General features: G+C 44.9%; 20 protein-coding genes, 5 tRNA genes, 1 rRNA gene, 2 pseudogenes and 1 riboswitch. Of the genes and pseudogenes, 9 read left to right on the top strand and 19 right to left on the bottom strand.

Annotated elements, in window-relative coordinates; translation table 11 throughout:
- Positions 1–80 precede the first annotated feature (80 nt).
- Both ADU22_RS08495 and ADU22_RS08485 read right to left on the bottom strand, forming a co-directional pair.
- Positions 81–341: a GlsB/YeaQ/YmgE family stress response membrane protein gene (locus ADU22_RS08495; RefSeq protein WP_053361756.1), complete on the bottom strand. Its 261-nt coding sequence runs from the start codon at positions 339–341 to the stop codon at positions 81–83.
- 479 nt (positions 342–820) lie between these two features.
- Positions 821–1,000: an H-type small acid-soluble spore protein gene (locus ADU22_RS08485; RefSeq protein ID WP_053361754.1), complete on the bottom strand. Its 180-nt coding sequence runs from the start codon at positions 998–1,000 to the stop codon at positions 821–823.
- A gap of 144 nt (positions 1,001–1,144) precedes the next feature.
- Between ADU22_RS08485 and ADU22_RS08480 the strand changes: the two genes are divergently transcribed.
- The 4 genes from ADU22_RS08480 to ADU22_RS08465 all read left to right on the top strand — a co-directional run bounded on the left by ADU22_RS08480 (position 1,145) and on the right by ADU22_RS08465 (position 5,465).
- Positions 1,145–2,443, top strand: a complete 1,299-nt coding sequence (locus ADU22_RS08480) for an NCS2 family permease (protein WP_053361753.1) — start codon at positions 1,145–1,147, stop codon at positions 2,441–2,443.
- A gap of 392 nt (positions 2,444–2,835) precedes the next feature.
- Positions 2,836–4,098: an ATP-binding protein gene (locus ADU22_RS08475; protein ID WP_053361752.1), complete on the top strand. Its 1,263-nt coding sequence runs from the start codon at positions 2,836–2,838 to the stop codon at positions 4,096–4,098.
- Positions 4,099–4,256: 158 nt separating this feature from the next.
- Positions 4,257–4,877 (top strand): DNA-3-methyladenine glycosylase, encoded by a 621-nt coding sequence (locus tag ADU22_RS08470; protein WP_053361751.1) that lies wholly within the window; start codon positions 4,257–4,259, stop codon positions 4,875–4,877.
- Between the two features lie 63 nt (positions 4,878–4,940).
- Positions 4,941–5,465, top strand: a complete 525-nt coding sequence (locus ADU22_RS08465) for a D-glycero-alpha-D-manno-heptose-1,7-bisphosphate 7-phosphatase (protein WP_053361750.1) — start codon at positions 4,941–4,943, stop codon at positions 5,463–5,465.
- Positions 5,466–5,528: 63 nt separating this feature from the next.
- On the opposite strand, the gene ytvI is transcribed toward ADU22_RS08465, so the two are convergent.
- Positions 5,529–6,569, bottom strand: a complete 1,041-nt coding sequence (gene ytvI, locus ADU22_RS08460) for a sporulation integral membrane protein YtvI (RefSeq protein ID WP_053361749.1) — start codon at positions 6,567–6,569, stop codon at positions 5,529–5,531.
- 149 nt (positions 6,570–6,718) lie between these two features.
- Positions 6,719–6,820, top strand: a riboswitch (purine riboswitch).
- Between the two features lie 107 nt (positions 6,821–6,927).
- Between ytvI and ADU22_RS08455 the strand changes: the two genes are divergently transcribed.
- The gene (locus ADU22_RS08455) at positions 6,928–8,220 is read left to right on the top strand and encodes an NCS2 family permease (RefSeq protein ID WP_053361748.1); all 1,293 of its coding nucleotides are present in this window, start codon (positions 6,928–6,930) and stop codon (positions 8,218–8,220) included.
- 59 nt (positions 8,221–8,279) lie between these two features.
- Here the strand turns inward: ADU22_RS08455 and ADU22_RS08450 are convergent, their stop codons facing one another.
- Both ADU22_RS08450 and ADU22_RS08445 read right to left on the bottom strand, forming a co-directional pair.
- On the bottom strand, positions 8,280–9,125 hold the full coding sequence (locus tag ADU22_RS08450; protein WP_053361747.1) for a DegV family protein: 846 nt from the start codon (positions 9,123–9,125) through the stop codon (positions 8,280–8,282).
- 215 nt (positions 9,126–9,340) lie between these two features.
- Positions 9,341–10,117: an NRDE family protein gene (locus ADU22_RS08445; protein ID WP_053361746.1), complete on the bottom strand. Its 777-nt coding sequence runs from the start codon at positions 10,115–10,117 to the stop codon at positions 9,341–9,343.
- Between the two features lie 166 nt (positions 10,118–10,283).
- Here ADU22_RS08445 and ADU22_RS08440 point away from each other — a divergent pair, with 166 nt between their 5' ends.
- Positions 10,284–11,171 (top strand): selenium metabolism-associated LysR family transcriptional regulator, encoded by an 888-nt coding sequence (locus ADU22_RS08440; RefSeq protein ID WP_053361745.1) that lies wholly within the window; start codon positions 10,284–10,286, stop codon positions 11,169–11,171.
- A gap of 68 nt (positions 11,172–11,239) precedes the next feature.
- On the opposite strand, the pseudogene ADU22_RS24170 reads toward ADU22_RS08440, so the two are convergent.
- The 6 genes and pseudogenes from ADU22_RS24170 to ADU22_RS08410 all read right to left on the bottom strand — a co-directional run.
- Positions 11,240–11,514: pseudogene (locus tag ADU22_RS24170) on the bottom strand (oligopeptide/dipeptide ABC transporter ATP-binding protein); the annotation flags it as partial.
- Between the two features lie 92 nt (positions 11,515–11,606).
- Positions 11,607–12,275, bottom strand: a complete 669-nt coding sequence (gene fsa / locus ADU22_RS08430; RefSeq protein ID WP_046525711.1) for a fructose-6-phosphate aldolase — start codon at positions 12,273–12,275, stop codon at positions 11,607–11,609.
- Positions 12,276–12,772: 497 nt separating this feature from the next.
- Positions 12,773–14,170 (bottom strand): glucuronate isomerase, encoded by a 1,398-nt coding sequence (gene uxaC / locus ADU22_RS08425; RefSeq protein WP_053361743.1) that lies wholly within the window; start codon positions 14,168–14,170, stop codon positions 12,773–12,775.
- A gap of 27 nt (positions 14,171–14,197) precedes the next feature.
- A complete protein-coding gene (locus tag ADU22_RS08420) occupies positions 14,198–15,478 on the bottom strand; it encodes a TRAP transporter large permease (protein WP_082252808.1) in 1,281 nt (426 codons plus the stop codon).
- 5 nt (positions 15,479–15,483) lie between these two features.
- Positions 15,484–15,981, bottom strand: a complete 498-nt coding sequence (locus tag ADU22_RS08415) for a TRAP transporter small permease (protein WP_053361742.1) — start codon at positions 15,979–15,981, stop codon at positions 15,484–15,486.
- A gap of 171 nt (positions 15,982–16,152) precedes the next feature.
- Positions 16,153–17,175, bottom strand: coding sequence for a TRAP transporter substrate-binding protein (locus ADU22_RS08410; RefSeq protein ID WP_053361741.1), 1,023 nt, complete (start codon positions 17,173–17,175; stop codon positions 16,153–16,155).
- A gap of 345 nt (positions 17,176–17,520) precedes the next feature.
- Here ADU22_RS08410 and ADU22_RS08405 point away from each other — a divergent pair, with 345 nt between their 5' ends.
- A complete protein-coding gene (locus ADU22_RS08405; RefSeq protein WP_053361740.1) occupies positions 17,521–18,516 on the top strand; it encodes a LacI family DNA-binding transcriptional regulator in 996 nt (331 codons plus the stop codon).
- 45 nt (positions 18,517–18,561) lie between these two features.
- Here the strand turns inward: ADU22_RS08405 and larC are convergent.
- Together larC and larB are read right to left on the bottom strand one after the other, a co-directional pair.
- A pseudogene (gene larC / locus ADU22_RS25155) lies at positions 18,562–19,896 on the bottom strand (nickel pincer cofactor biosynthesis protein LarC).
- A gap of 41 nt (positions 19,897–19,937) precedes the next feature.
- Positions 19,938–20,696 carry a nickel pincer cofactor biosynthesis protein LarB gene (gene larB / locus ADU22_RS08390; RefSeq protein WP_053361739.1) on the bottom strand — a complete coding sequence of 253 codons (759 nt, stop codon included), beginning with the start codon at positions 20,694–20,696 and terminating at the stop codon, positions 19,938–19,940.
- 509 nt (positions 20,697–21,205) lie between these two features.
- On the opposite strand from larB, the gene ADU22_RS08380 reads away from it, so the two are divergent.
- The gene (locus ADU22_RS08380) at positions 21,206–22,396 is read left to right on the top strand and encodes an ROK family transcriptional regulator (protein ID WP_053361737.1); all 1,191 of its coding nucleotides are present in this window, start codon (positions 21,206–21,208) and stop codon (positions 22,394–22,396) included.
- Positions 22,397–22,530: 134 nt separating this feature from the next.
- Positions 22,531–22,989: a DinB family protein gene (locus tag ADU22_RS08375; RefSeq protein ID WP_053361736.1), complete on the top strand. Its 459-nt coding sequence runs from the start codon at positions 22,531–22,533 to the stop codon at positions 22,987–22,989.
- A 712-nt stretch (positions 22,990–23,701) separates the two neighbouring features.
- Here ADU22_RS08375 and ADU22_RS08370 read toward each other — a convergent pair.
- The 6 genes from ADU22_RS08370 to rrf form a co-directional block, all read right to left on the bottom strand.
- Positions 23,702–23,783, bottom strand: a tRNA-Leu gene (locus ADU22_RS08370).
- Between the two features lie 19 nt (positions 23,784–23,802).
- A tRNA-Ser gene (locus tag ADU22_RS08365) sits at positions 23,803–23,894 on the bottom strand.
- A gap of 51 nt (positions 23,895–23,945) precedes the next feature.
- Positions 23,946–24,022 (bottom strand) — tRNA-Arg (locus ADU22_RS08360).
- A gap of 6 nt (positions 24,023–24,028) precedes the next feature.
- Positions 24,029–24,113: transfer RNA gene (locus ADU22_RS08355), tRNA-Leu, on the bottom strand.
- Between the two features lie 53 nt (positions 24,114–24,166).
- Positions 24,167–24,242: transfer RNA gene (locus ADU22_RS08350), tRNA-Val, on the bottom strand.
- 37 nt (positions 24,243–24,279) lie between these two features.
- Positions 24,280–24,395, bottom strand: a 5S ribosomal RNA gene (gene rrf, locus ADU22_RS08345).
- Positions 24,396–24,563: the final 168 nt, after the last annotated feature.

Here is a 24,563-nt window from a genome sequence, read left to right as displayed (position 1 = left end):
ATCCTCCGTCTCTGCCTCCGAAATTTTCCATTTTATAAATCACAAAAAAATCCTTCCGTAAACGGAAGGATTTTTTTAGATTAGTCAGTTGACTTTCTCATACCTTTCATGACAAGGCTGACGATGAATACTAGTGCAATCGCACCAATTAGCGCAGGCAGGATAGCAAAGTCGGCAACTACCGGTCCCCAGTTTCCAAGAATAGCCTGTCCAAGCCAAGCGCCGATGAAACCTGCAATAATGTTTCCAATTACTCCGCCTGGAATATCTCTACCCATGATAAGGCCGGCTAACCAACCAATAATTCCTCCAATGATTAATGACCACAGAAAACTTAACATGTGACATCCTCCTTCTTGATGATAAATATTTAGTCCAGAATTTGCGGGGTTGCCCGCTTGTTTTTCCTGACGCTGAATATTCCCGGGATTCGCGTCCTTGCCTAAAGTGGCGATTCAACCACCATTTTCTAGCAAGCGCCTTGGGAGAAGCTTTTCTTGCCTCTTCCGGCTGCTTGTACAGGTTAATTACCACCTGCTTCAGCATTTAAAACATCACCTTAAAACAAGTATGCATTTTTTCTTTTTCTTTTACTCTCATTTTTCTCAGGATATTATTTCCTTCCGCCTTATTCGCAGAAAACGGCTGCTGGGGGGAGCAGCCGTTTGATCTATATGAACGGTTCGCACCGGAATTTTTTTGCTTGTGATGATGTTCTTCCCGCGAAAAATTTGTCCTAAACAGCAGACAGTCTCCTGAATAAAAAATGGGCTTGGACAGTTTTTCAAGCAAAAAAAAGAGCCGGCTTCACCGGCTTGCATCATACTTCCTTCAATTCATTGATTTCCACAATTGTACGTTCCTCCAGCGGACCTCTTAAATGAACAGTTGCTGTCCTTCCATCTTCATTCAACTGGTCAATCCAGACAGAGGTTCCATTATAGGTAACGGCAATGTCCGCGGATGACGAGAGGATTTGCCTGACTCGGTTTGCATCCATCCTTCTTCACTTCCTTTCCTGCTTATTTTTACCAAAACCTTCCCGCTCTTATTCGCAAATATTTTTTTCCTCTTGAAAAACTCCTAACAAACGAATAATATGTAATTTGTTAATAAAAATGTTCGTATTTCCGGAGGAACTGCCATGTTTAAACTGAAAGAAAACAAAACAAATGTCAAAACGGAAATGATTGCTGGAATTACAACCTTTTTCACCATGGTTTATATAATAGTGGTGAATCCTGTCATCCTTGCCGATGCAGGTGTTCCATTTGAGCAGGTTTTTTCCGCCACGATTATCTCTGCTGTAGTTGGAACACTTTGGATGGCACTTTTTGCCAACTATCCAATTGCCATTGCACCAGGAATGGGCTTGAATGCTTATTTCGCCTATACGGTTGTCGGCACAAACAATATCTCGTATGAAACAGCTTTTGCAGCAGTGTTCATCGCAGGAATCATCTTTGTCATCCTTAGCCTGACACCTTTTAGGGAAAAACTGATTGAAGCGATACCCGAAACGCTAAAACATGGGATAACTGCCGGAATTGGGCTGTTCATTGCTTTTATCGGCCTGCGTCTGACTGGCATTATCACTTCTCACCCATCCAATCTCGTAGGACTCGGAGACTTGCACTCTCCTTCAGCGCTGCTTGCTTTGACTGGCCTTGCAGTTACGCTTATTTTGATGGTGCTAAAGTTTAATGGGGCCTTGTTCACCGGCATGGTCATTACTGGCTTCATCGCCTTCCTGACCGGCCAGTTGTCCTTTGAGCAAGGGTTTGTTTCACTGCCTTCCCTCCCGGACGGCCTGATTGTGGCAAATCCTTTTGCTGCTTTAGGGGAAGTGGTTTCACACAGTCTTTATGCCGTTGTATTTTCTTTTATCCTGGTAACGATTTTCGATACAACCGGGACAATGATCGGGGTTGCCCATCAAGCAGGATTGATGAAGGGCAATACCATGCCGCGAGCCAAACAGGCGCTTCTATCCGATTCCATCGCCACAGCAGTGGGATCCATGTTTGGTACCTCTCCAACTACAGCCTATATTGAATCGTCTTCAGGGGTGGCGGCAGGTGGGCGAACGGGCCTGACATCTTTGACAGTTGCAGTGCTTTTTATCCTTGCAGCCTTCTTCAGCCCATTGGTTGGTGCCGTTTCCGGCCTCTCGGCGATTACTGCCCCTGCCCTGATCATTGTCGGGAGCCTGATGATGGGCAGCATTGCCCATGTCCGCTGGGATGAACTTGATGAAGCCTTCCCTGCCTTTTTAATCATCCTCAGCATGCCGCTGACTTCAAGCATTGCGACGGGGATTGCTCTTGGATTTATTTCTTATCCGCTGTTAAAGGTAGTGAAAGGAAAATGGAGAGAAGTGCATCCGCTGCTCTATATCTTCGCCGTTTTATTCTTTTATCAGCTTGCATTTCTGCCTCACTAGAAAAGCGGAAGCGCCTTGCTCAGCCCTGACCAGCATAAGACGCTCCGGAATAGAAGGTGTTCTTTACCTTCAATTCTGGAGTGGCTTATGACTCGAGCTGCTCAAAGCTCCGCTTCTCGCAAGATACTCGAGGAAGTTAATCCGAGGATGAAAACTGGCTAGGCGCTGGAGCTGGACAGTTATCTAAGTGTCGAAATTTATCCTTTTTCATCTCATAGAAGCGGAAGCGCCTCGCTCGAAACCCCAGACAATAGCCCGCCATTAGGCGGGTTTTTGTGTTGACCTGCCTTTTAATAGTCAGAAAATGTGGAATTTTACGCACTTTTTCTTGTGCTCGTTATTTTTCCTATTATAGAATAGAAATAAGGACGCGACCGGATTGGGGATTCATGATGACGCTGTTTAAAGATTTGCTATTTAATCTGCTATTTATTATTTCACTATCGCTGATTGTCCAATATATTCTGAGGGTTAAAATCAGTGGGTCAAAAAGAAAATATGATAAACTGATTTTCATTGCTTCTGCCATGATTCAGGTTGTATTTTGCATAAGCTATTCCTACAGCGACAGCAATGGGTTTTTATATGATCTAAGATTGATTCCTCTTGCAATTTCATGCCTTTATGGAGGGATTTCGGCAGGCATCGTCGTTTTTTTCTTTACGGTCCTGATCCGGATCCCTTTCGGGGGCAGCGGGGTCGAATTGAACATTTTTACAATCATGGCCATTACGGCCGTAATCTCTTTTATCTCCATAAAATTCCAGTCCCTGCGGCTTGGCGGCAAGCTGACCGCTGTGGCAGTGATTGGGATCACCTATTCCATTTTGTTTGCCTTTATAAAAGGAATCCTTTATCATGCCTATTTGGATTTGCCTCTTGCTGCCATTTATACCGCGACTCTCCTTGTCGGATTGCTTATCATCACCTACTCCATGGAAATTATTGAACAAAACAGCCTGCTCCGTGAAGCAATCGTCAAATCGGAAAAAATCGAGGTCATTTCCCACCTTGCCGCAAGTGTCAGCCATGAAGTACGGAATCCTCTTACCGTTACCAGAGGCTTTCTGCAAATGTTGAAAGACCCAGGCATCCCTGAGGATAAAAGACAGTACTATCTGGAAACAGCCATCGAGGAGCTCGACCGGGCAGAAATGATCATTAAGGAATATCTGTCTTTTTCAAAACCTAATGATGACCAGGCTGCCACTCTTGATGTCAAGGCGGAAATTGAGAAGGCCGTTGAGTTGCTTATGCCTTATGCCAATCATTCCTCAGTGAGCGTCAGCAGCCAGCTGGCTAAAGGCTTGTATATCAGGGGAGAAGCTTCAAAGTTTCAACAATGCCTGCTGAATATTGTGAAAAACGGCATTGAGGCAATGCCTGACGGAGGAGATCTGACCATCCAATCGTTTGCCTTATCCGACAGATTTGCTGTGATAAAAATTAAGGATAATGGAATGGGCATGACTCCGGCACAAATTGCCAAGCTAGGCGAACCCTATTTCTCCACAAAAAAGGAAAAGGGAACGGGCTTGGGGATGATGGTCGTCCTTAAGCTTATTCGAGAACTGGGCGGCACCCTTGAAGCATCCAGTACACCTATGCAGGGCACACTTTTCACCATAACCATCCCCTTGGCAACCTCCTCATAGCGATAGGATCGGCCGGTAATAATCAGGCTGGTTTCTTTATTGGAGCTACATTATCCCCACAATCAGTCTCTATTCACCTGAAATTGCCCATTTCAATCATATCTTCCATGATGAAAGGGTATAAGAAAGGTAAATAACGTCAAGCCACGGGAGGATTTATGCAACAAAATATCCCCCAGCCGCTGCCTCAACTTTTCTATGAAAAGCCTACATTGGAGCTGGCACAAGAACTTCTTGGCTGCCTGCTTGTAAAACAAAGTTCTGAAGGACTTGCGGCTGGTTATATCGTTGAAACCGAGGCCTATATTGGACCAGGTGATAAAGCCGCTCATAGCTACAACAGCCGAAGAACCAAAAGAACAGAAATCATGTACCACCAATCCGGGCTTGCCTATACCTATGTCATGCACACCCACTGTCTCTTCAATGTTGTCAGCGGAGGCAAGGATCATCCCGAAGCGGTTCTTGTAAGGGCGCTGGAGCCGGCAATCGGTCTGGAGCTGATGTCTTTAAGAAGGCCGGGGCATTCCGGAGTCAATTTGACTAATGGTCCTGGAAAGCTGACAAAAGCTATGGGAATCAGCATGCAAGACTATGGGCATGACCTTGGATTCCCTCCGCTATTCATTGCTGGGGGAAGAACTCCCGCCAGCATTTCAGCGGGAAAAAGAATTGGGATTGAGAACAGCGGGGAAGCCCGTGAATACCCCTGGCGTTTCTGGATTACCGGCAACCCATTTGTATCCAGGCATCAAAAAGGAAAAGAAATCAGGAAGTAAATTGCAGCCTGCTCCCTGCATGGGAAGGGCTGCGCATAAGGAAAAACCAGAAGGAGGACAAACATGAAACAGGCTGTTTTCCTTGACCGTGACGGAGTTCTCAATGAGGTGCTTTCCGCTCGTGTTAAGTTTGTGAACACACCGAAAGATTTATATTTGCTGGATGGAGCTGCAGAGGCTGTGGCTGAACTCGGCAAATCAGGCTATGACATTTTCGTTGTCACCAACCAGGGAGGAGTCGGCCTTGGATTCTTGAAAGAAAAAGACTTGAAGAAGATTCATGAACATTTGACGAAACTCGTGCAGGAACAAGGTGGCACCATCAAGGAGATTGCCTACTGCGCCCACAAACCAAAAGCAGGATGCGAATGCCGAAAACCAAATGCCGGGATGCTTTTTGACCTGGCCGTCAGGCATGATTTGGACCTTGCCCGAAGTGTAATGGTCGGGGACCACGAACGCGATATAGAAGCCGGAAAGAAGGCCGGATGCAAAACTGTTTTTATCGGCAGCGGCGAAACGGGAGCCGACTGTAGTGCGCCAACACTCCAGGCAGCTGTCCCCCATATTCTGGAACTGCTTCATTAAAAAACAGGCAATGTCTTCATTAACAAAAAACCACCTGTGAAGTGGTTTCTATTGCTGAGCGTTTTAAATTTTAAATTTCACTTGGATAACGTTGGCCTTTTTTAACGTTTCATAAATGATGACCACGATCGGTCCGGCGAATAAGCCGACGATTCCGAGCATCTTAAGGCCGATATACATACTGACAAACGAGGCAAGCGGCGTGATTCCCAGGCTCGTTGAGTATATCTTCGGCTCAATGGCCCTGCGGACAACTGTAATGACCAGAAACAAGACAATCAGTCCTATCCCCAAAAACAAGTTTCCCTGAAGAAGGACGACAATGGCCCACGGAACAAGGACGGAACCTGTTCCCAGTATCGGGAGGATATCGACGATCACAATAAGCAGCGACAGCAAACCTGGGTATGGGGCTTTCAGGATGGCAAGCCCTGCAAACGCCATGACGAAGGTAATAAAGCTGAAGATGATCTGTGCTTTGATGAACCCGACTCCAGCATGGGTCAACTGGCCTGAAATCATGAACACTTTTTGTTTCGTTTCATCTCTAAGGAAAGACTCGAATTTCTGTTTCAGCCGGGGCAGTTCAAGGCTGAAAAGGAACAAGCCGATCAGGTAGAACAAAATTTCAAATATAAACCCTGGTACGGCGGTGAGGAAATTCATTAAACCTGCAATGACTGTCTGCAGAAACATATCCAGGGAGTTGACGGCCCTCTCGATTGTATTATGAATGGAAACAGCTATTTCAGAAGGAAGGCCCTTGGAATAAAATTCCCATTTGCCAATGAGGGGCTGTATAACCGAGCTGTAAAAATCCCTTACAAAGGTGGGGGTCCTCTGAGAGAGGGAAACCGCCTGCCTGGCGATAATGGATATCAAATTGAAGATTAGGAAGCCCAGTACAGAAACATACCCAATAAAAATAGCCAGAACGGCCTGGAGCCTGTTAAACCGCAACCTGGCAATAAGCCCCTTCACCGCTCCTTCCAGCAGGATGGCCGTTAAAAATGCCAGGATTAACGGAATGCTGTACGGTACCACCAAGAAGGCTGCAGCCGTGATGACTGCCGGCCAAAACCACCTTTTCCACTTGCTCAACATTTATGCCAACTCTCCTTAACGATCACTCTTCCCTATATTTTATCATATGGAATTCCCCTAAGGGATAGCTAAAGAAATTGAATTAATAGACATTTCTGCCGTCTGTTGACCTGACTCTATTTTCTTGCTACTATCTCTATTATCATTCTAAAATCTAAAATTATTTTCCTTGTATATGTCCTGGGATATGGCCGGGACGTCTCTACCATGCTTCCGCAAAATGCATGTCTACAAGGGATGGAACACAAGCCCAAATGGCGGTGTTTATCCTTTGCAGCCCCGGAAGCCTGTAGCTTCCGGGCTTTTTTGCATGGGGATGCAGTGGTGACAAGGCATTGATTTCCATTTGGAGGACAACATGAAAAATTTTTTCCAATTCGCAGAACGAAATACAAATTACAGGACAGAAACACTGGCAGGCATCACTACGTTTTTATCCATTGCCTACATTCTGGTCGTAAATCCAATGGTTCTCAGCCAGGCCGGAATGGATAAGGGAGCTGTTTTTACGGCTACAGCTCTTTCAGCCATCATCGGTTCCCTGCTAATCGGCTTGCTTGCCAACTTTCCAATCGGCATTGCTCCGAGCATGGGCTTGAACTCATTTTTCACATTCAGCGTTGTAATTGGAATGGGAGTTGAGTGGGAAATTGCTCTTACGGGGGTATTCGTTGCCGGAATTCTTTTTATGATTCTAAGCATCCTGAAAATCCGCGAAAAAATCATTAACATGATTCCCCAGGATTTGAAGTATGCCATAGCGGCCGGAATTGGTTTTTTTGTTGCTTTTATCGGTCTTAAAAATGCGGGGATCATTGTTAAAAGTGATGCTACCTTTGTGGCAATTGGCGATTTGGCTTCACCAGCAACACTGCTGGCCTTGTTTGGATTTGCCCTGGCTGTCGTACTGATGGTGAGGGGAATATCAGGCGGGATTTTCTATGCTATGGTCATTTCAACAGTGCTTGGGATGATTATAGGCCAAATTGATAAACCAGAAGCCATCATAGGAACAGTCCCTGACTTATCCCCAACCTTTGGGGTGGTTTTCAGCCATTTGGGGGAAATCTTCACACCGGATGTGCTCGCAGTCATTTTCACGTTCCTATTTGTTGCCTTTTTTGATACAGCCGGGGCTTTGATTGCCATTGCCAGCCAGGCCGGCCTTATGAAGAATAATAAAATTCCCAACGGGGGGCGCGCCCTGCTGGCGGATGCAACGGCAGCGGCTGCCGGCAGTGTATTGGGAACTTCAACGACTGCCTGCGTTGTTGAATCCTCCGCAGGCATAGCTGTAGGGGGGAGAACAGGTTTTACTTCAATCATTATTGCAGCCTGTTTTGGTATTTCCCTTCTCTTCTCTCCTCTGCTGGCCATTGTGACACCCGCTGTGACAGCACCGGCCTTGATTATTGTTGGTGCCTTGATGGCCTCTGAGATTAGTAAAATCAACTGGAACAGCCTTCCGGTTGTCATTTCTTCCTTCGTTACGATTATAATGATGCCTCTTACTTTCAGCGTTGCGACTGGAATAGCCCTGGGATTCATTTTATACCCGCTCGCGATGGCTGCCTCAGGGAAAGCAAAAGAGGTACATCCTCTTATGTATGTCCTCGGACTGGTTTTTATTTTATACTTTGTTTTTGTCTAGCCAGGCAACGAAATCGATGCAAAAAAAAGCGACGGCAGATTTTTTGCCGTCGTTTTTCTCTACTTATTAATCCAGGCGAACCCAATTGTCCCCTGGCCTGTATGGGTGCCGGGCACCGGGCTGAACATCGTGGTTGTGAATGTGATGTGAGGGTACCTCAGTTGCAGCTCATTCCGCCATTCATCCGCTGTTTCCTGGATGTTGGCATGGATGATGCTTGCTTCTTCAATCAAATGGGAGGCTTCCTCAAAAATATGGTAAAGCCTTTCTTTTACTTTCCTGTCTGTTCTGATTTTCTCGGCAAGCACCACCTTGCCATCATCAAACTGGACGATCAGCTTCATTTTGAGAAGACCCCCAATCAGCGCCTGTGTGGCTGAAAGACGGCCTCCTTTTTGCAGCTGCTCAAGACTTCCCGGGGACATGACCAATCTCGCCTTGTCAGGAAGAGTCCGCAAATGGTGAATGATTTCTTGATAAGACTTCCCCTGTTTTTGTAATTCCACTCCGGTGTATACCATCTTTCCGAGAGGATAAGAACCAATTTTCGAGTCAATGATCTCTACATCGAATTCGGCGATGCTTGAGGCTGCAACCGAGGCCTGATAGGTACCGGTCAGGGCACTGGAGGCATGAATTGCGATTGCATGCTTATATTTTGTTTTCAATTCCTTGTATAGCTCAACAAAGTCCCCTATCGCAGGCTGGGAGGTTTTCGGAAGCACCTTTGAAGCCGACAGCTTTTGATAAAAGTCTTCCGCTGTGATATCTACGCCCTCAAGGTAGGATTCTTCGCCAAAAAGAATGCTCAGCGGTACCACATAAACGTTATTATTCTTGATAAAAGCCTCCGGCAGAGTCGCTGTACTGTCCGTTACCCAGGCGATTTCGTGTTTGTTTGTCATAATTACTCCTGTCCATAACAAAAATTCTGCTTCACTTATTTTTTATCTCTTTGGTGCTGTTTTAAACATGATTAGATTTTTTTCCGAAGCTACAATCATCATAGCGATTAATAAGTCTCAAATCTATGTATTTTTTAACAAACATATGAAAATTCCCATACAATATGGGACATTAAGATATGAATATATATTTTATAATAATGGGAACAGCCTTTTCATCCACGCTGTCCGTCTATGGAAAACATAAAGTCCTGATTTCTCGTTTTGCCATCCCATTCATATATACGTTCATGGAAACGGACGTTTTGGTCGTCCATCATCAGGACAGCCGAACTTCGGGTACCGTATCCTTCAGTTTTGATGAACAACGGGGATAGAATCCGCTCCCATTCCGCCGATACCCCGGTTTTGGGAAGAACTTCATCAGGCGCCGGCTCTCCGTTTTGAAGCAATGCAAGAAGGGATTCAACCATTTGGTCTTCATCAGCGCCAGCTTCAACTATTGATTTGAGGCCCTCTTTGCCGCGCTCGACCTTTGGCCATCCCGTATTCAACAGATGGTTGCTAAGGCCGTGGACGCCAGGCGGTACCTGATAGACTCCGCCTCCTCTATTGGAATAATAGAAGATTTCATCCTTTGTCCCGGCAAGCAAATTATACCCTGGATATAAAGCTCGCTTTTGGGCAGCGTCTTCCAGGAAATCCCGCGGAGTGGAATTTCCCTCCAGATAACTCCGTGGCAGCTCCCCTCGGGATCGCGGGCCTCCTTTATCGGCAGGATCGCGATAATTTGTCAGGGCTGAAAACCGGCCGCTTGTTGTTACCCCAAGCCAGGTTCCATGTTTCTCCAAATCCCTTCCTGCCAAAATATTGGGCTGATCACTCCAATAACCGGCTGGAGCAGTGGGACGTTGATAAAATTCATCCCGATTAGCGGCAACAATCAGCTTATAGGCGGGGTGTGACTTATATGCGAACAGTATTAAACACATGCTACTTTCACTCCTTTGCTTGGGACATATGGACAGGGCATATTACAAAATGTAATGATATATACCAGCCAAGCAGTTTGTACTTAGCTTAAACATGATATCCTTAATGGGACACTATCTACTTTACCATTAATTCAAAATCGTGATTATCAAAAGGGTGATTGCAGTGGACTTGCATCAATTATATGTTTTTACAAAGGTAGTTGAAAATAAAAGCTTTTCAAAGGCAGCCGAGGAAGTTTTTTTGAGCCAGTCAACAGTCAGTGCCCACATTCAGGCACTGGAGAAAATGCTTAATGTGAAATTATTCGACCGTGTTGGCAGAGAAAGCGTCCTAACACCCCATGGTGAACGCCTTTACCATTGGGCCCAGCAGCTGCTTCTCCTAAAAGACCGAGCTTTGCTKGACTTGAGCGAAAGCATGGCCGAATTGCGAGGGGTTATCAGAATGGCGGCGAGTTCAGTTCCAGGCCAGTTTTTGCTTCCCAAAATGATCAAGGAATTCAGGCGAGTTTACCCTTCTGTTACGTTTCACATTAGCGAGGCTTCCTCTAAAATTGTGGCCGAGAAAGTACTCAATGGAACCGTTGATATGGGCATCCTAGGTGAAAAATATGAAAATGAACGTGTGGAGTACATCCCCCTTTTAAAGGAACACCTTGTCCTGATTGCCGCCAATCATTTCAATTTCCCTCAAACCGTCAGCATTCATGAGCTTTTGGAGTTTCCATTTGTCATGAGGAGCCCGGATTCGGGGACAAACGCCCTTCTTGAAAGGCTTCTGAAGAAGAAACACATACCGAAAGACCAATTGAATATCATTGCCTATACAGATTCCGGACAGAGTCTGATACAATTCGTCAAAAATGGCATTGGCATTTCCATCATTTCCGAAATCGCTGCGGAGGAATATTGCCAAACAAACGTAATCAAAAAGTTTGAAATAGAGGATTTTGCCGAAGAACGATATTTTTATCTGGCCTATAACAAAAACAAGACCCTTCCATTGGTTGCAAAGCTGTTTATCAATGATGCAAGAAAACTGATTGAATAGAATGAATAAAAAAAGAGGCATCTTAAAAGGTCGGCACTACTGCCTTCCTTTTCTTAAGCCTCTAGCCATTAATAGTTCGAAGGAATTTTTGAAAAATCTATTTGCCCGTTCTCAACCAGGTGGCAGGCAGATTGGTGGCCTTCACCATCTACCCTGTAAAGCACAGGCTGTTCCGAGCGGCAGCGGTCAAACGCGAACGGACACCTTGTGTGGAAGCGGCAGCCCTGCGGAGGATCGATTGGGGAAGGTACATCCCCCTTCAAAATGATCCGCTCACGTTTTTTTCAAGATTGGTACTCGGAATGGCGGATAGCAGGGCAATCGTATATGGGTGCTGCGGATTCTTTTCAAACGAAGACAAAGCCAGTGTGACATTTGCACACTGGCTTTATTTTTCCAGAAAACCCTGGCAAGCTAAAATGACTTTTGCGGATCTTAGTTTTTAAGTGCTTTTTCCCAATCAGCCGCAAATTTTTCCATCCCCTGGTCAGTTAAAGGATGCTTGGAAATCTGCTCGATTACGGAAAATGGAATAGTGGCGATATGTGCTCCTGCCATAGCCACACGTGTAACATGGTCAGGATGACGAACAGAAGCAGCGATAATTTGCGCATCCAGGTTATGGACACGGAACAGCTCGGCCACTTTGGAAACCAACTGCACTCCGTCCTCGGAGATATCATCAAGACGTCCCAGGAACGGAGAAACATAAGTTGCTCCTGCTCGCGCTGCCAATAGAGCCTGGTTTACTGTGAAAATGAGGGTAACATTCGTTTTTACCCCTTTTTGCGACAAGTAGCGTGTTGCTTCAAGGCCAGCCAATGTCATTGGGAGCTTGATGGTGATATTTGGGTCTCCGCCATTAATTTTAATCAATTCCTCTGCCTGGGCAATCATTTCATCTGCCGTCAGTGCATCTGGAGTAACCTCCGCTGAGACAGATTCCACCTCAGGAACAGCCTGAAGGATTTCCTCAATACGGTCTTCAAATTTAACGCCTTCTTTGGCAACCAGGGAAGGATTTGTCGTTACACCTGAAAGGACTCCAATTTTATAAGCCTTTTTAATATCTTCCAAGTTTGCGGTATCAATGAAAAACTTCATGCTTACTCCTCCAATGTAGATAGATTATGGTTAATATCCTGATTAGTATGTTTACTAAACAAACTCTACTTCAATTCTATATTGTCCTGCTCCCTGCGTCAATGGCAGAAAATTATTTCCTGCTGGTTAAGGAAAATAATAGAGCATTCCTTATACCAAAGGAAAGGCTTACTTCCTCATATATTTTAACCCAGAAAGTGTAAGTCTACAATTAAAACTAAAAAAAGATTTAGAAAACTCATGAGATTACGGAGTTATTCGGACTTCGGGATAGGGTTTTGGTTGTGTTTTGTCGAATGGGAAGCTCTTTCGGACTTGAGGTCAGATTTTCTTTTCAATAATGTCCGAATGCATCTATCCCATCCCTTTTTTCTACCAAAACAGCAGACTGCTGCATTAGTTCACCGTAAAAAAAAAATCACATGGAGTCAAACAGATTACTGTTCTCCCCATGCGATTTATTTTCGGCTAATAGGCCTTCATCCTCTAAACTTCTATTAAAACTGAAAATATTCCTTCGCATTGCGATAGCAAATGCCTTCGACAATCCCGCCAAGCAGTTCCATGTCATATGGAACTTCCCCGTTCTCGACCCAGGTTCCAATAAGGTCACATACGAGCCTCCTGAAATACTCGTGCCTGGTATAAGAGAGAAAGCTTCTTGAATCTGTCAGCATCCCAATGAACCGGCTGAGGAGGCCAAGATTGGCCAATGCCTTCATCTGTTCAAGCATGCCGTCTTTTTGGTCATTGAACCACCAGGCTGTTCCAAACTGGATCTTTCCTGCAGTCCCGCCGCCCTGGAAGTTGCCGATCATAGTCCCAATGACATAATTGTCGTTTGGATTTAAAGAGTAAAGAATGGTTTTCGGCAGTGCATCTTCCCTATCCAATGAATCCAGAAGCCTGCTTAATGGTTTGGCGATCTGGCCATCGTTAATGCTGTCAAAGCCAGTGTCCGGCCCCAGCTGGTTGAACATTCTTGTATTGTTGTTTCTCAAGGCATGGATATGGAACTGCATGGCCCAGCCAAGACGGGCATACTGCTTTCCAAGGAAAGTCAGGGTATAGGATTTATATTTCCTTTCTTCTTCCAGAGAAACCTTTTCCCCATTTAACCCCTTCGCAAATACAGCCTTAGCCTCTTCTAATGTGGCTTCCTCGTACATCATGCTATCAAGCGCATGGTCGGAAACCCGTCCGCCCAGAGAATGGAAGAACTCAATCCTGGACTCCAGCGCAGAAAGAAAGTCACCATAGTCAGCAATTTCAACTCCTGACACTTCGGCGAGCTTTTTTACCCACTCCACATAGCCATCACGGTTGATCTCAATCCCTTTATCTGGCCGGAAGCTTGGCAGTACTTTCACATCAAAATCAGATTCAGCCAGCTTCTGGTGATATTCAAGCGAATCAACAGGGTCGTCCGTTGTACATACGACTTCGACCTTTGACTTTCGAATCAAATCTCTTGCCCCAAAACCGTCGCCAGCCAATTTTTCATTTACTTTTTCCCAAATCATCGGGGCGGATTTTTCATTGAGGATATCGTGGATGCCGAAGAAGCGCTGCAGCTCAAGGTGAGTCCAGTTATAGAGCGGATTCCCAACCGACATCGGCACAGTCCTGGCCCATGCTAAAAACTTGTCGTAGTCAGAGGCACTCCCGGTAATGAAATCTTCCTCTATTCCATTCGATCTCATGGCTCTCCACTTATAGTGGTCTCCGTATAGCCAGGCCTCTGCAATATTCTTAAAGGTTTTATTTTCGTAGATTTCCTTAGGACTCAAGTGGCAATGGTAATCAATGATCGGCATTTCTTTTGCAAACCTATTATAGAGCTCAATGGCTGTGTCATTTGATAATAGAAATGTTTCATCCATAAAGTTTTTCATCTTTTAACACCTGCTTTTCAAAATTTATTAATCCAGCATTACACTAGGCAAATAGAGTGACAGTTGTGGTACGAAGGTAATCAGCAACAAGACAACAATCATGGCTCCATAAAATGGAAGCATGTTTTTAGCTGACTTTTCTATCGGGATTTTGCCTATCGCACAGCCGACAAACATCGCGGTTCCAACCGGCGGTGTAACCAGTCCAATCGCAAGGTTCAAAATTAGCACAACACCGAACTGGACAGGGTCCATTCCTGCCGCCGTTGCGACCGGAAGAAGGATTGGAGTAGCGATCAGGATCAGCGGAGCCATATCCATGAACATGCCCAGCACCAGCAGAATCAAGTTAATGAGCAACAAAGTAACAATGTCATTAGGGGAGAACGCGAGCAAGCCCTCGGTGACCATTGCCGGGACACGAAGCAAGGCCAGCAGCCACCCGAATGCTGAAGACGCTGAAATAAGGAACAGCACCATCGACAGAGTTTTAAACGTACGATAGAAAATAACGCTCATTCTTGACAGCGGGATATCCCGGTACACGAAGAAGGTAATGATAAAGGCGTAAACAACGCCGATGGCAGCGGATTCAGTTGCAGTAAAGATTCCGCTTACGATTCCTCCGATGATGATGACGGCAGTCAGGAGTCCCAGCAATCCTTCACGGACAATTTTAGGAATCTCTTCCTTCTTGACAGGTTCACCTTTCGGATAATTTCTTTTGATTGCAATGGCGTAGGTAATGACCATGAGCGCCAACCCGAGCAGGAGTCCCGGAAGAATGCCGCCCATAAACAAGGCTCCAACAGAAACTCCGCCGGCTGCAGTTGAATAAATGATCATATTATGGCTGGGAGGGATCATGACCCCCTGTGCCGCACTCGAAATGGTCACATTGACAGCATAGTCCGAATCATATTTTTGCTTTTTCATCATTGGAATAAGCACAGACCCAATGGAGGAAACATCCGCTACGGCCGAACCGGAAATCCCGCCAAAAAATGTACTGGCCAACACGTTTACCATTGCCAGTCCGCCACGCACTTTTCCAATGAGAACATTGGCAAGGTTAATCAACCGGCGTGAAATTCCTCCCTCATTCATAATCTCCCCTGCCAGTATGAAAAACGGAATAGCAAGGAGCGAAAAGGATTTTAGCCCGTTAACCATTCTTTGCACCAAGGCTGCCAGGTCAATATCCATATAAATTCCTGTGAGAAAGGACGAAACCACAAGACATAATGCGACAGGAACACGCATCAGCAGGAGCAGAACAAAACTGCCCATTAAAATCCATACTTCCACTTCAATCACTCCTCAACGTTCTCATCAAGAACTTGGTGCATTCCCTTTTTAAACAATAACTCAATGCCGTAAATGAGCATGATTACTCCAGTAAACGGGACAACAATATACTGGACACTGTTTGGAAGTCCTGTTCCTGGCATGGTCGAACCACCCATCAGTACGGTGAACTGGTATCCGTAAATAATAAAGATTATTGATACGGCAATAACCAGGAATTTCGCTATATAATCGAAAAAAGTCTGTGCTTTTTCCGGCATCATGCCGACAAACAGGCCAACTCCAATATGAAGCTTTTCCCTGAATCCAACCGCAATTCCAAGAAATCCAATCCAGATAAAGAGCAGCAGGGAAACCTCTTCCGACCATTTAGGAGTGTAGCTGAAGAAATACCTAGTAAATACCGTAGCGGAAACAATGATTGTTGTAATTGCTATAAATAAAATTCCAATAAAGTCTACAACGCGGTCCAAGCCATTTTTTAGTTTCTTGATTCCATTCATGGAAAAGCCTCCTATTTTAGAAAAGCGCAAGCGCCTTGCCCAGCTTCGGCAAGCCCTGGAACGTCACCTTACAAAATGAAAGGGATTAGGCAGCCATTCCTCCTTCGGATACCGCTGAAAAGGTAAAGAAGGGGGGGCTGCCCAATTATTCAACATTAGCTCTAATTTGTATTATTGGTTCTCGATTTTTTCAATCCATTGGCTATAGTCTTTGCCATACTTGTCATAAAGCGGCTGTACAGCTTCGCGCCATGGAGCTACATCTGTAATTTCAACGATTTCACTGCCCGCAGCCTCTACTTCCTTCTTGGACTTTTCAACAAGTTCTTTCCATGCTTCACGCTGAACATCCTGGGACTCTCTCGCTGCCTCTTTGAAGGCTTTCTTGTCTTCATCGCTTAAACTATCCCATAATTTCTTCGAGCCAATGACCACTTCCGGTACCCTTGAATGTCCATCCAAAGTGAAATGCTTGGCAACTTCAAAATGGTTGGAAGAATAATAGCTTGGGAAGTTGTTTTCTGCACCATCGATTACTCCCGTTTGAAGAGCGGAATACACTTCACCATAAGCCATTGGTGTTGGGGATGCTCCCAATGCCTCAATCATGTCAATAAAGAGCGCGGATTCCTGAACACGGATTTTAAGCCCTTTCAAGTCCTCAGGCTTTTCCACCTTGCGTTTTGTATTGTAGAAGCTCCGATCCCCTGAATCATAATAGGTTAACCCTACAAGGCTTGCAGATTCCAGGGTACCCAATAGTTCTTCTCCTGTTTCTCCATTCAGGACATCCCATTGGTGCGTTTCATCTTTAAAAAGGTATGGCATGGACAGCACGCCAAGGTCCTTGGAAAACTCGGCAAGCGGGCTGCCGTTCACACGTGCCAAATCAATTGTTCCTAGTTGTACCTGCTCTATTACACTCTTCTCATCGCCAAGCTGTCCGCCTGAATACACTTCAACTTTATAGCGCCCATCCGTCTTTTCTTCTACCAATTTAGCAAACTCTTTGTCGCCAATCGTTGTTGGATAATCATCAGGCTGGTTTTCAGCAAGTTTCAAAACCACTGGTTCGGCTTTTTCGGATCCTCCACTCTCACCAGAGCTGGATTCCGAGTTTCCGCAGCCAGCCAGGAAAACTGAACCAGCAAGTACTGCCGATAGTGACAGCATAGATAATGTCTTTCTTTTCATGAAACTTCCCCCTCTTTTTTATCAGTTTTTCACATCCAAACTAACTGCATAAAGGGCAGCGCTTACAGCAAACGCTTACAAAAGAGTGCTGAATAGACAGCTGACTCCACTTAGTTTTGATGTTATCTGTAATAACAACGTTGTTATTACTCTTTTATAGTAATAGATGTTTTGCTAGTTTTCAAGATAATTCTTTTCAAAAAAGAGGGACTTTTTAAAAATGTAAGCGTTGACATTTACCTATTCAACAATGAAAATAGAAAAGAACCACTCTTTATTGACGAATTTATTACAACGTTGTTAAACTTTATTCTTCCATACAAACTAAAATGCTGGGTGAGAATCATGCCAATTACGATAAAAGATATTGCCAGCCTTGCAGGAGTCAGCTACTCGACGGTTTCAAAAGCCTTGAATGACAGCCCTCTTGTCAGGCCTGAAACAAAACAAAAAATCCTGAAAATAGCCAACGAGGTGGGCTATGAACCTAATTATGCAGCTCAACAGCTGGTTTCAAAGCAATCAAAAGTGATTGGATTGATTTGGCCAACTGTCGAGCGCGTTGCTCCATCCACGCTGCTGGCCAAGATAAATGAGGAAATCAGCAGGCATTCCTATTCCATGATTTTATCCATTAGTCCGCTTAAAACCTCTCTTGATATGTTTAAACGGTTTAATGTCGATGGAGTGATTGTCTTTGATGAACAGAATTATGAGAGATTGGACGCTTCCTCCATCCCGATGGTGACATATGGGGTTGCAAAAAATAAAAATATTCCCGTCATCGATGTCAACTATCAGGAAGCCATGCATACTGCCGTAGATTACCTTTATAGCCTGGGCCACCGGAAAATCACCTTCGTCGGCGACTTTTCTTTGGATGATGAACGTCAAACAGAGAAATATTATGGCTTCAACCGCGCCATGAAAAAACATGGCCTTCCGATCAGCAGCAACCATCTTGTGAATACGGCCGGTTTGGACTGGTATGACGGCTACACAGCAACAAGCAAATTATTAAAATCCGGATTTTGTTCGACAGCGATCATCGGAGGAAGCTATGATATCAGCGCAGGAATTGTCCGGGCATTGCGGGAAGCCAATTATGTCATTCCCAAAGATGTTTCAGTCATCAGCTATGACAATATTCCACAAATGGCCAATCTTGAGGTGCCCTTAACCAGTTTCGGTGTTCCCGTGGACCAAATCGCCAAATATATCGTTACAACATTAATGGACTTTATCAAGGACAAGGACTCGGTGCCATATGTGCAAACCTTGCAGCCTGCCATCAATGAATTGAATTCATGCGCCCATGCCGCTGTAAGTTCCATTGAATAGAAAAAGGCCCTCTGCGATTGAGGGCCTTATCCTTTTAGCACACTGTCAATTTTTCTGTTCAACGCCTTCATGGTAAGATTTCCATACTTCCTCATAGACCATTTTCAAAGGGATTTGATAATGCTCCGCAATTTTGCGGCACTCTTCAAATTCGGGTGATTTTTGCATGACCTCTCCCTCATGCATGCCGATTTTGACCGTCACCACACCCCACTTTGTATGTACCTTTTGAAACACCCGTTCCAAACGGTGCACGGTTAGGGGATAATAACGGATACCAAGGGTCGTTGTTTCTCTAAAGAGGATTTGCTTCATGGCATCCACTTTGCTGCCCCGGCATAATAATTGGAGAAGTACGGCAGGACGATTCTTTTTCATATAAATAGGGGTATAAAAAACATCATTAGCTCCCTCATCAAACAATAAGTCCATTACATAGCCAAGCCATTCTCCCGAAATATTATCCAGGTTGACTTCCATCTTGATCATTTGATCATCAGTATGTTCATGATTCGGCGGATGTTTTGCCATATGCGCCACTCCTTTCACGCCAGGCTGCACTTATTCTCCAAGGATGACACGCAAGACATTGGGATGCTCCCTGAATGTTTTCGTGCCTGCTCCGTATCCGATTGAATTCACTTTCATGGACGGAAGGGAACAAAATTCCTCGGCAAGCACTGAAACAATCGCAGCTCCTGTAGGCGTAGCCAGTTCTCCGCGGACGTCTCCCCCAGACACAGGAACGCCTTTTAAAATTTCAAGGGTGGCCGGAGCGGGAACAGGATAGATTCCATGGTCAATCCTGATTTTCCCTGTTCCCACCGGGACAGGTGAGGATTTAACTGCAGTGACACCGAGTTGGTCAATCAGTATTGCAGTACCAATAATGTCGATTATGGAGTCAACAGCTCCGACCTCGTGAAAATGGACCGTTTCAAGAGGCACACCATGAATCCTTCCCTCTGCCTCACCAATCTTCCTAAAAATCCTTAAAGCCATGTCCCTGACTGAATCAGTGAATCCGGCAGATTCTATCATTTGTACAATTTGCTTATAATTGCGCTGACCGTGGTGATCGTGTGAATGACTATGGTCATGGCTGTGTCCATGGCTGTGGTCATGGCTATGGTCATGACTATGGTCATGGCTGTGGTCATGGCTGTGATCATGGCTGTGATCATGGCTATGGTCATGGCTGTGTCCATGGCTGTGTTCATGACCGTCCTTCAGCAGAACGTCAAACTTCACAGCCGATATGCCATTTTTAATTACATTTGTCCACTTTAGCTCATATTCCTCAAGGATATTTAGTTTTTTCAATTCCTCTTCCATCAGGACCGGATCGGCACCGGCGTGAATTAAGGCGCCGATCACCATGTCCCCGCTGATGCCTGAAAAGCAGTCAAAGTACAAAATGCTCAATTCGTTTCAGCTCCCTTATAAGCCAGTTGATTGATAAGCACCGCGTTATAGGCGGCTCCGAACCCGTTGTCAATGTTTACGACACTTATTCCGGAAGCGCAGGAATTCAACATGGTCAGCAATGCTGACAAACCGTTAAAGTTAGCACCATAGCCAACACTTGTCGGAACAGCAATGATAGGATTTCCAATCAGTCCGCCAACTACGCTTGGAAGAGCACCTTCCATGCCGGCAACAACAACGGTCGCCGTAGCTCCCTGGATGGTCTCGATATTGTCAAGCAGACGATGGAGGCCGGCCACCCCAACATCGTAAACCCTTTTCACATTGCATCCCAATGTTTCCGCGGTGACTGCCGCCTCTTCGGCGACAGGCAAATCGGAGGTGCCAGCACAGACAACTGCAATATATCCCTTATTAACAGCAGCATTGGATTCTTCATTTCTCCAGGCCAGGATCCTCGCAGCTTCATGGTATTGCATTTCAGGATATTGCTCCCGGATAAATTGCGCCTTCTCCTGTGAAATCCGTGTAACGAGTACTGATTCATTCCTTTGCCTTAAGGATTGGACAATGGCCAAAATTTGTCCGGAAGTTTTCCCCTCTCCGAAAACAATTTCCGCAAATCCCACTCTTTTTTTGCGATGGTGGTCAATTTTAACAAACCCGAGGTTCTCATATGTGGCCAATTTTTCCTTTGCTTCTGCGGCTGTTAAAGTCCCATCCTGGACTTCCTGTAATATTTTGTCAATCATATTTATCCACCTCGTTTTTAGCAAATTTGCAGGTTATCCCTATCAAATAGCACATCATATTATCATCCCATTCTTCGTGTTCTAAAACAAAACATGAAGTTGGACTGTTTTTTCCTAATTCTATCTTCAAGTTTGCCACGATTCCGAAGAACCGTACCGGATTATTATACACAATTATGGCATCCTCCGCTCTTAAAGAGCGCTGGACATAAAAAATTTGGCGGAATTGGTCCCATCACCCAAACCACTTAAAAATTTTACTGAATAAAACCTTATATTGCTACGCTTCCCTCACATTGATATTTGCAGCAGTATCGCCTATAATAGTGTAAACCCTTTCAAAAAACAACTAATTGATTTGTTTACTAAACTTATAAAAATAAGATTTAATTTAACATTTTTTTGTCAAAACGTCAATAATGCTCTCAATATGTAAGATTCTTTCTATTTCAGCTGTTATACTAATACTAAACCATTCCAGAAGCCCGCACTAGAATCAGGAGGATAATATGGCTACAGGCGACGCAGCATTTATCAAGAAAATTAATCGGTCCATTATTATTAAACAGATCATAGAGCAAGGCATGATCTCAAGAGCAGACTTATCAAAAATCACAAACCTTACACGAGCAACCATTTCAGCCCAGGTGGCCGACTTGATTGAAGATGGACTTCTCCTTGAAACAGACCAGGAACATTTATCGGTAGGGAGAAAGCCTATCATGCTTTCATTGAATAGCGAAGCAGGGTATGCACTCGGTATTGATTTGGACTACGGGGAAATCAACTTTACCTTATCCGATTTGCTTGGTATAAAGGAACACTCCGAGACAATCAAAATTGACACCATTGATTACCATGAAGTCCTGGATATCCTTATATCGCAAATTAATAAATACATCGACGCCTGCCAGGATCGGCGGTATGGKATTGTAGGGATTGTTATCGCGATCCACGGACTTGTTTCCAAAGATGAAATCATTAAATTTGTGCCACGTTTCAAATGGCACGATATAAGATTGAAAGAGGATTTGCAAAGAGCCATTAACATTGATATTTTCGTTGAGAACAATGCAAATCTTTCATCGTTTGCAGAGCGTGTATTTATTTACCATCAGGCGGATAACCTGGTCAGTACCAGCTTCCTGTCCGGCATTGGATTGGGAGTAATGGTGGATAATGAGTTCTTCCGCGGCAATGAAGGGTTTGCAGGTGAAATTGGCCATATGATTGTCATGCCAGGCGGAAAGCCCTGCAATTGCGGAAACTTTGGATGCTGGGAGCAATATGCATCCGAGACTAGCTTTTTCAACGAACTTTCCAAAAAGAAAGGCATGGAAAGCATCACCTACACGCAGGTTCACAACTGGCTAAAAGAGGGCGATGAGACGGTCCACCAGCAAATGGAGCAGTTTATTTACTTTTTGACCATCGGGTTAAACAACATGATAAACATTTATAACCCTGACGTTATTGTCCTGGACAGCGAGCTGCTTCGCCAAAATCCTGCCTTCATTGACGAAATCAAAAAAAACCTGGTATCCTCCATCAGCCACTACCGGGAGTTATCCGTCTCACGGATCGGAAAGCGATCAAGTGTCATGGGAGCCTGTGCACTGGCAATAAAGCATTTTCTTGAAGTCCCTGTGCTGGACTTGAGCTTTGAAGAACATAAACGGAAAGTAAAGATGAAAATTTAGCTACTCCTTCCATTGCCAGGCGGGTTAGTGGGCTGCTTGCTTCAAGCCCGGCTTTTATTTATCCACTCTAATACTTAATGGGATATAATTGGTTTTGGAAGAATAACAACGATTTGCAAAGGAGAGAATGCAAGATGGAAAATACAAAAGATTTCACCTCTGGCTGGATGGATCATCGCAAGGCCTTGCTCGAATTGCTCGACACCTTTAATGACGGCCAGCTTAACTACAAGCCATGGGAAAACGGAATGACGCTCTCAGAACTGGTCCTGCATACCACCGGCGCAACTGCCATGTTTGCACAGACAGTGAAAAACGGCGAGTTCACTCCCCCATCCGGGCCGAGTACTGTTGAGAGCATCCAGGAGCTAAAGGAAATTGTCCGGGAACAAACAGAACAAACCCAGGCAGCCTTGGAGTCCCTGACTGGCGAACAACTTGGTAAACTTATTGATTTCAGTGGGATGAAAATGACAGGAAGCGCAATGCTGGAGATGGCCAGAGACCATGAAATCCACCATAAAGGCCAGCTGTTTACCTATGCGCGCATGCTTGGAATTGAAGAATTACCGTTCTTTATCAGCCGCGCTTAAGCCAAAGCTGCATGATCAACCACAAGACCGGCATCGTGATACCTTGTTAATAAGGCCTCGGCAGTGCACCAGTCTGCCGAGGGCTTTAATTCAAAAAATACAAACATGAGCATTTACGATTACGAAGATCAGGAACAAAAGTGCCTGACCCCCACTATGTTAGAATAGTGAGGGGCAGGCATAGTTTTTATGCTATTACTCGGTTTAAACGCCGATACCTGGTCCATTTAATGCTACTAATAGCATTAAGTTCGCCGCTATAAACCTAGTACTCGCATTATCTCTACTCTTACCAGCATTAAAACCCGACTTACCAGCATTATATTAACCCTTACTAGTATTAAATGAATGTTTAATCGTAGTACTCGTATTATACGATACACAGGTGGGTATACCTTTAGCAAAATAGCTCCTTTTCGATGTAGGATTGGCTTAAATCGAATTAGGAGGGCTCATTTTTGAATATAAACTCGCCCAGTTCCTCTTTTTAACCACGCACTTTCGCAAGATTGCCCCCACAATCAACCCAATATTCCACAATTAGAAAACGATATTTGCGATTTCATGGCAGGGTATCGCAACATTTTAGCGAACAATTATCCACAAGTATGGAATTTTATAATTTCCTAAACAACAAAAAAAAACGCCTCCTACCGAAGTAGAAGGCGTTTGTCACTTTAACTAATTCAATTTGGAATCTATAATCTATTGATACCGGTGGTCGGGGTCGAACCGACACTCCTTGCGGAACACGATTTTGAGTCGTGCGCGTCTGCCAATTCCGCCACACCGGCATAAGAATAATTAATTTTATGGCGGAGAGCAAGGGATTCGAACCCTTGAGACAGCGGTAACCGTCTACACGATTTCCAATCGTGCTCCTTCGACCTCTCGGACAGCTCTCCAATATTAAACAGAATCTTTTTAATTAAAAACAGTTAGCAGTTGTTAAAAAATGGCGCGCCCGAAAGGAGTCGAACCCATAACCTTCTGATCCGTAGTCAGACGCTCTATCCAATTGAGCTACGGGCGCATTTCTTGGTGCGGGTGAAGGGAGTCGAACCCCCACGCCTTGCGGCGCCAGATCCTAAGTCTGGTGCGTCTGCCAATTCCGCCACACCCGCAAATGTTTAACTGCTGTTTTCCTTTCAAGTAGAAAGGCCAATCTGAATATTCATGGTGGAGGATGACGGGATCGAACCGCCGACCCTCTGCTTGTAAGGCAGATGCTCTCCCAGCTGAGCTAATCCTCCGAATAAAAAAAGACAGAGAAAAATTCTTTGTCTTTTCGCCTGGCAGCGTCCTACTCTCACAGGGGGAAACCCCCAACTACCATCGGCGCTGAGAAGCTTAACTTCCGTGTTCGGCATKGGAACGGGTGTGACCTTCTCGCCATCGCCGCCAGACTATTTTATTCAAATGAGGGTTGTTCCCTCAAAACTGGATAATGTATTTCAGAAGGACTTGCATTCGAGTATCAACCTATTGTCCAGCTCCGGCTCCTAGCCTCTCGAGTCGCTTCGGTCCATCATTTGAAGTCAAAGAGCGACTTCAATTGCTGGCCCTCCAGCGCT

Source organism: Bacillus sp. FJAT-27251 (genome assembly GCF_001273925.1).
Lineage (GTDB): Bacteria > Bacillota > Bacilli > Bacillales > Cytobacillaceae > Mesobacillus_B.
The sequence above is the reverse complement of the archived record's forward strand: the minus strand, read 5'-3'. Positions and strand labels throughout refer to the sequence as shown.

What these genes read in the sequence shown, in the direction of transcription:
- ADU22_RS08495 (WP_053361756.1), bottom strand. Translation starts at nt 341, where the DNA reads ATGTTAAGTTTTCTGTGGTCATTAATCATTGGAGGAATTATTGGTTGG.
- ADU22_RS08485 (WP_053361754.1), bottom strand. Translation starts at nt 1,000, where the DNA reads ATGGATGCAAACCGAGTCAGGCAAATCCTCTCGTCATCCGCGGACATT.
- ADU22_RS08480 (WP_053361753.1), top strand. Translation starts at nt 1,145, where the DNA reads ATGTTTAAACTGAAAGAAAACAAAACAAATGTCAAAACGGAAATGATT.
- ADU22_RS08475 (WP_053361752.1), top strand. Translation starts at nt 2,836, where the DNA reads ATGACGCTGTTTAAAGATTTGCTATTTAATCTGCTATTTATTATTTCA.
- ADU22_RS08470 (WP_053361751.1), top strand. Translation starts at nt 4,257, where the DNA reads ATGCAACAAAATATCCCCCAGCCGCTGCCTCAACTTTTCTATGAAAAG.
- ADU22_RS08465 (WP_053361750.1), top strand. Translation starts at nt 4,941, where the DNA reads ATGAAACAGGCTGTTTTCCTTGACCGTGACGGAGTTCTCAATGAGGTG.
- ytvI (WP_053361749.1), bottom strand. Translation starts at nt 6,569, where the DNA reads ATGTTGAGCAAGTGGAAAAGGTGGTTTTGGCCGGCAGTCATCACGGCT.
- ADU22_RS08455 (WP_053361748.1), top strand. Translation starts at nt 6,928, where the DNA reads ATGAAAAATTTTTTCCAATTCGCAGAACGAAATACAAATTACAGGACA.
- ADU22_RS08450 (WP_053361747.1), bottom strand. Translation starts at nt 9,125, where the DNA reads ATGACAAACAAACACGAAATCGCCTGGGTAACGGACAGTACAGCGACT.
- ADU22_RS08445 (WP_053361746.1), bottom strand. Translation starts at nt 10,117, where the DNA reads ATGTGTTTAATACTGTTCGCATATAAGTCACACCCCGCCTATAAGCTG.
- fsa (WP_046525711.1), bottom strand. Translation starts at nt 12,275, where the DNA reads ATGAAGTTTTTCATTGATACCGCAAACTTGGAAGATATTAAAAAGGCT.
- uxaC (WP_053361743.1), bottom strand. Translation starts at nt 14,170, where the DNA reads ATGAAAAACTTTATGGATGAAACATTTCTATTATCAAATGACACAGCC.
- ADU22_RS08415 (WP_053361742.1), bottom strand. Translation starts at nt 15,981, where the DNA reads ATGAATGGAATCAAGAAACTAAAAAATGGCTTGGACCGCGTTGTAGAC.
- ADU22_RS08410 (WP_053361741.1), bottom strand. Translation starts at nt 17,175, where the DNA reads ATGAAAAGAAAGACATTATCTATGCTGTCACTATCGGCAGTACTTGCT.
- ADU22_RS08405 (WP_053361740.1), top strand. Translation starts at nt 17,521, where the DNA reads ATGCCAATTACGATAAAAGATATTGCCAGCCTTGCAGGAGTCAGCTAC.
- larB (WP_053361739.1), bottom strand. Translation starts at nt 20,696, where the DNA reads ATGATTGACAAAATATTACAGGAAGTCCAGGATGGGACTTTAACAGCC.
- ADU22_RS08375 (WP_053361736.1), top strand. Translation starts at nt 22,531, where the DNA reads ATGGAAAATACAAAAGATTTCACCTCTGGCTGGATGGATCATCGCAAG.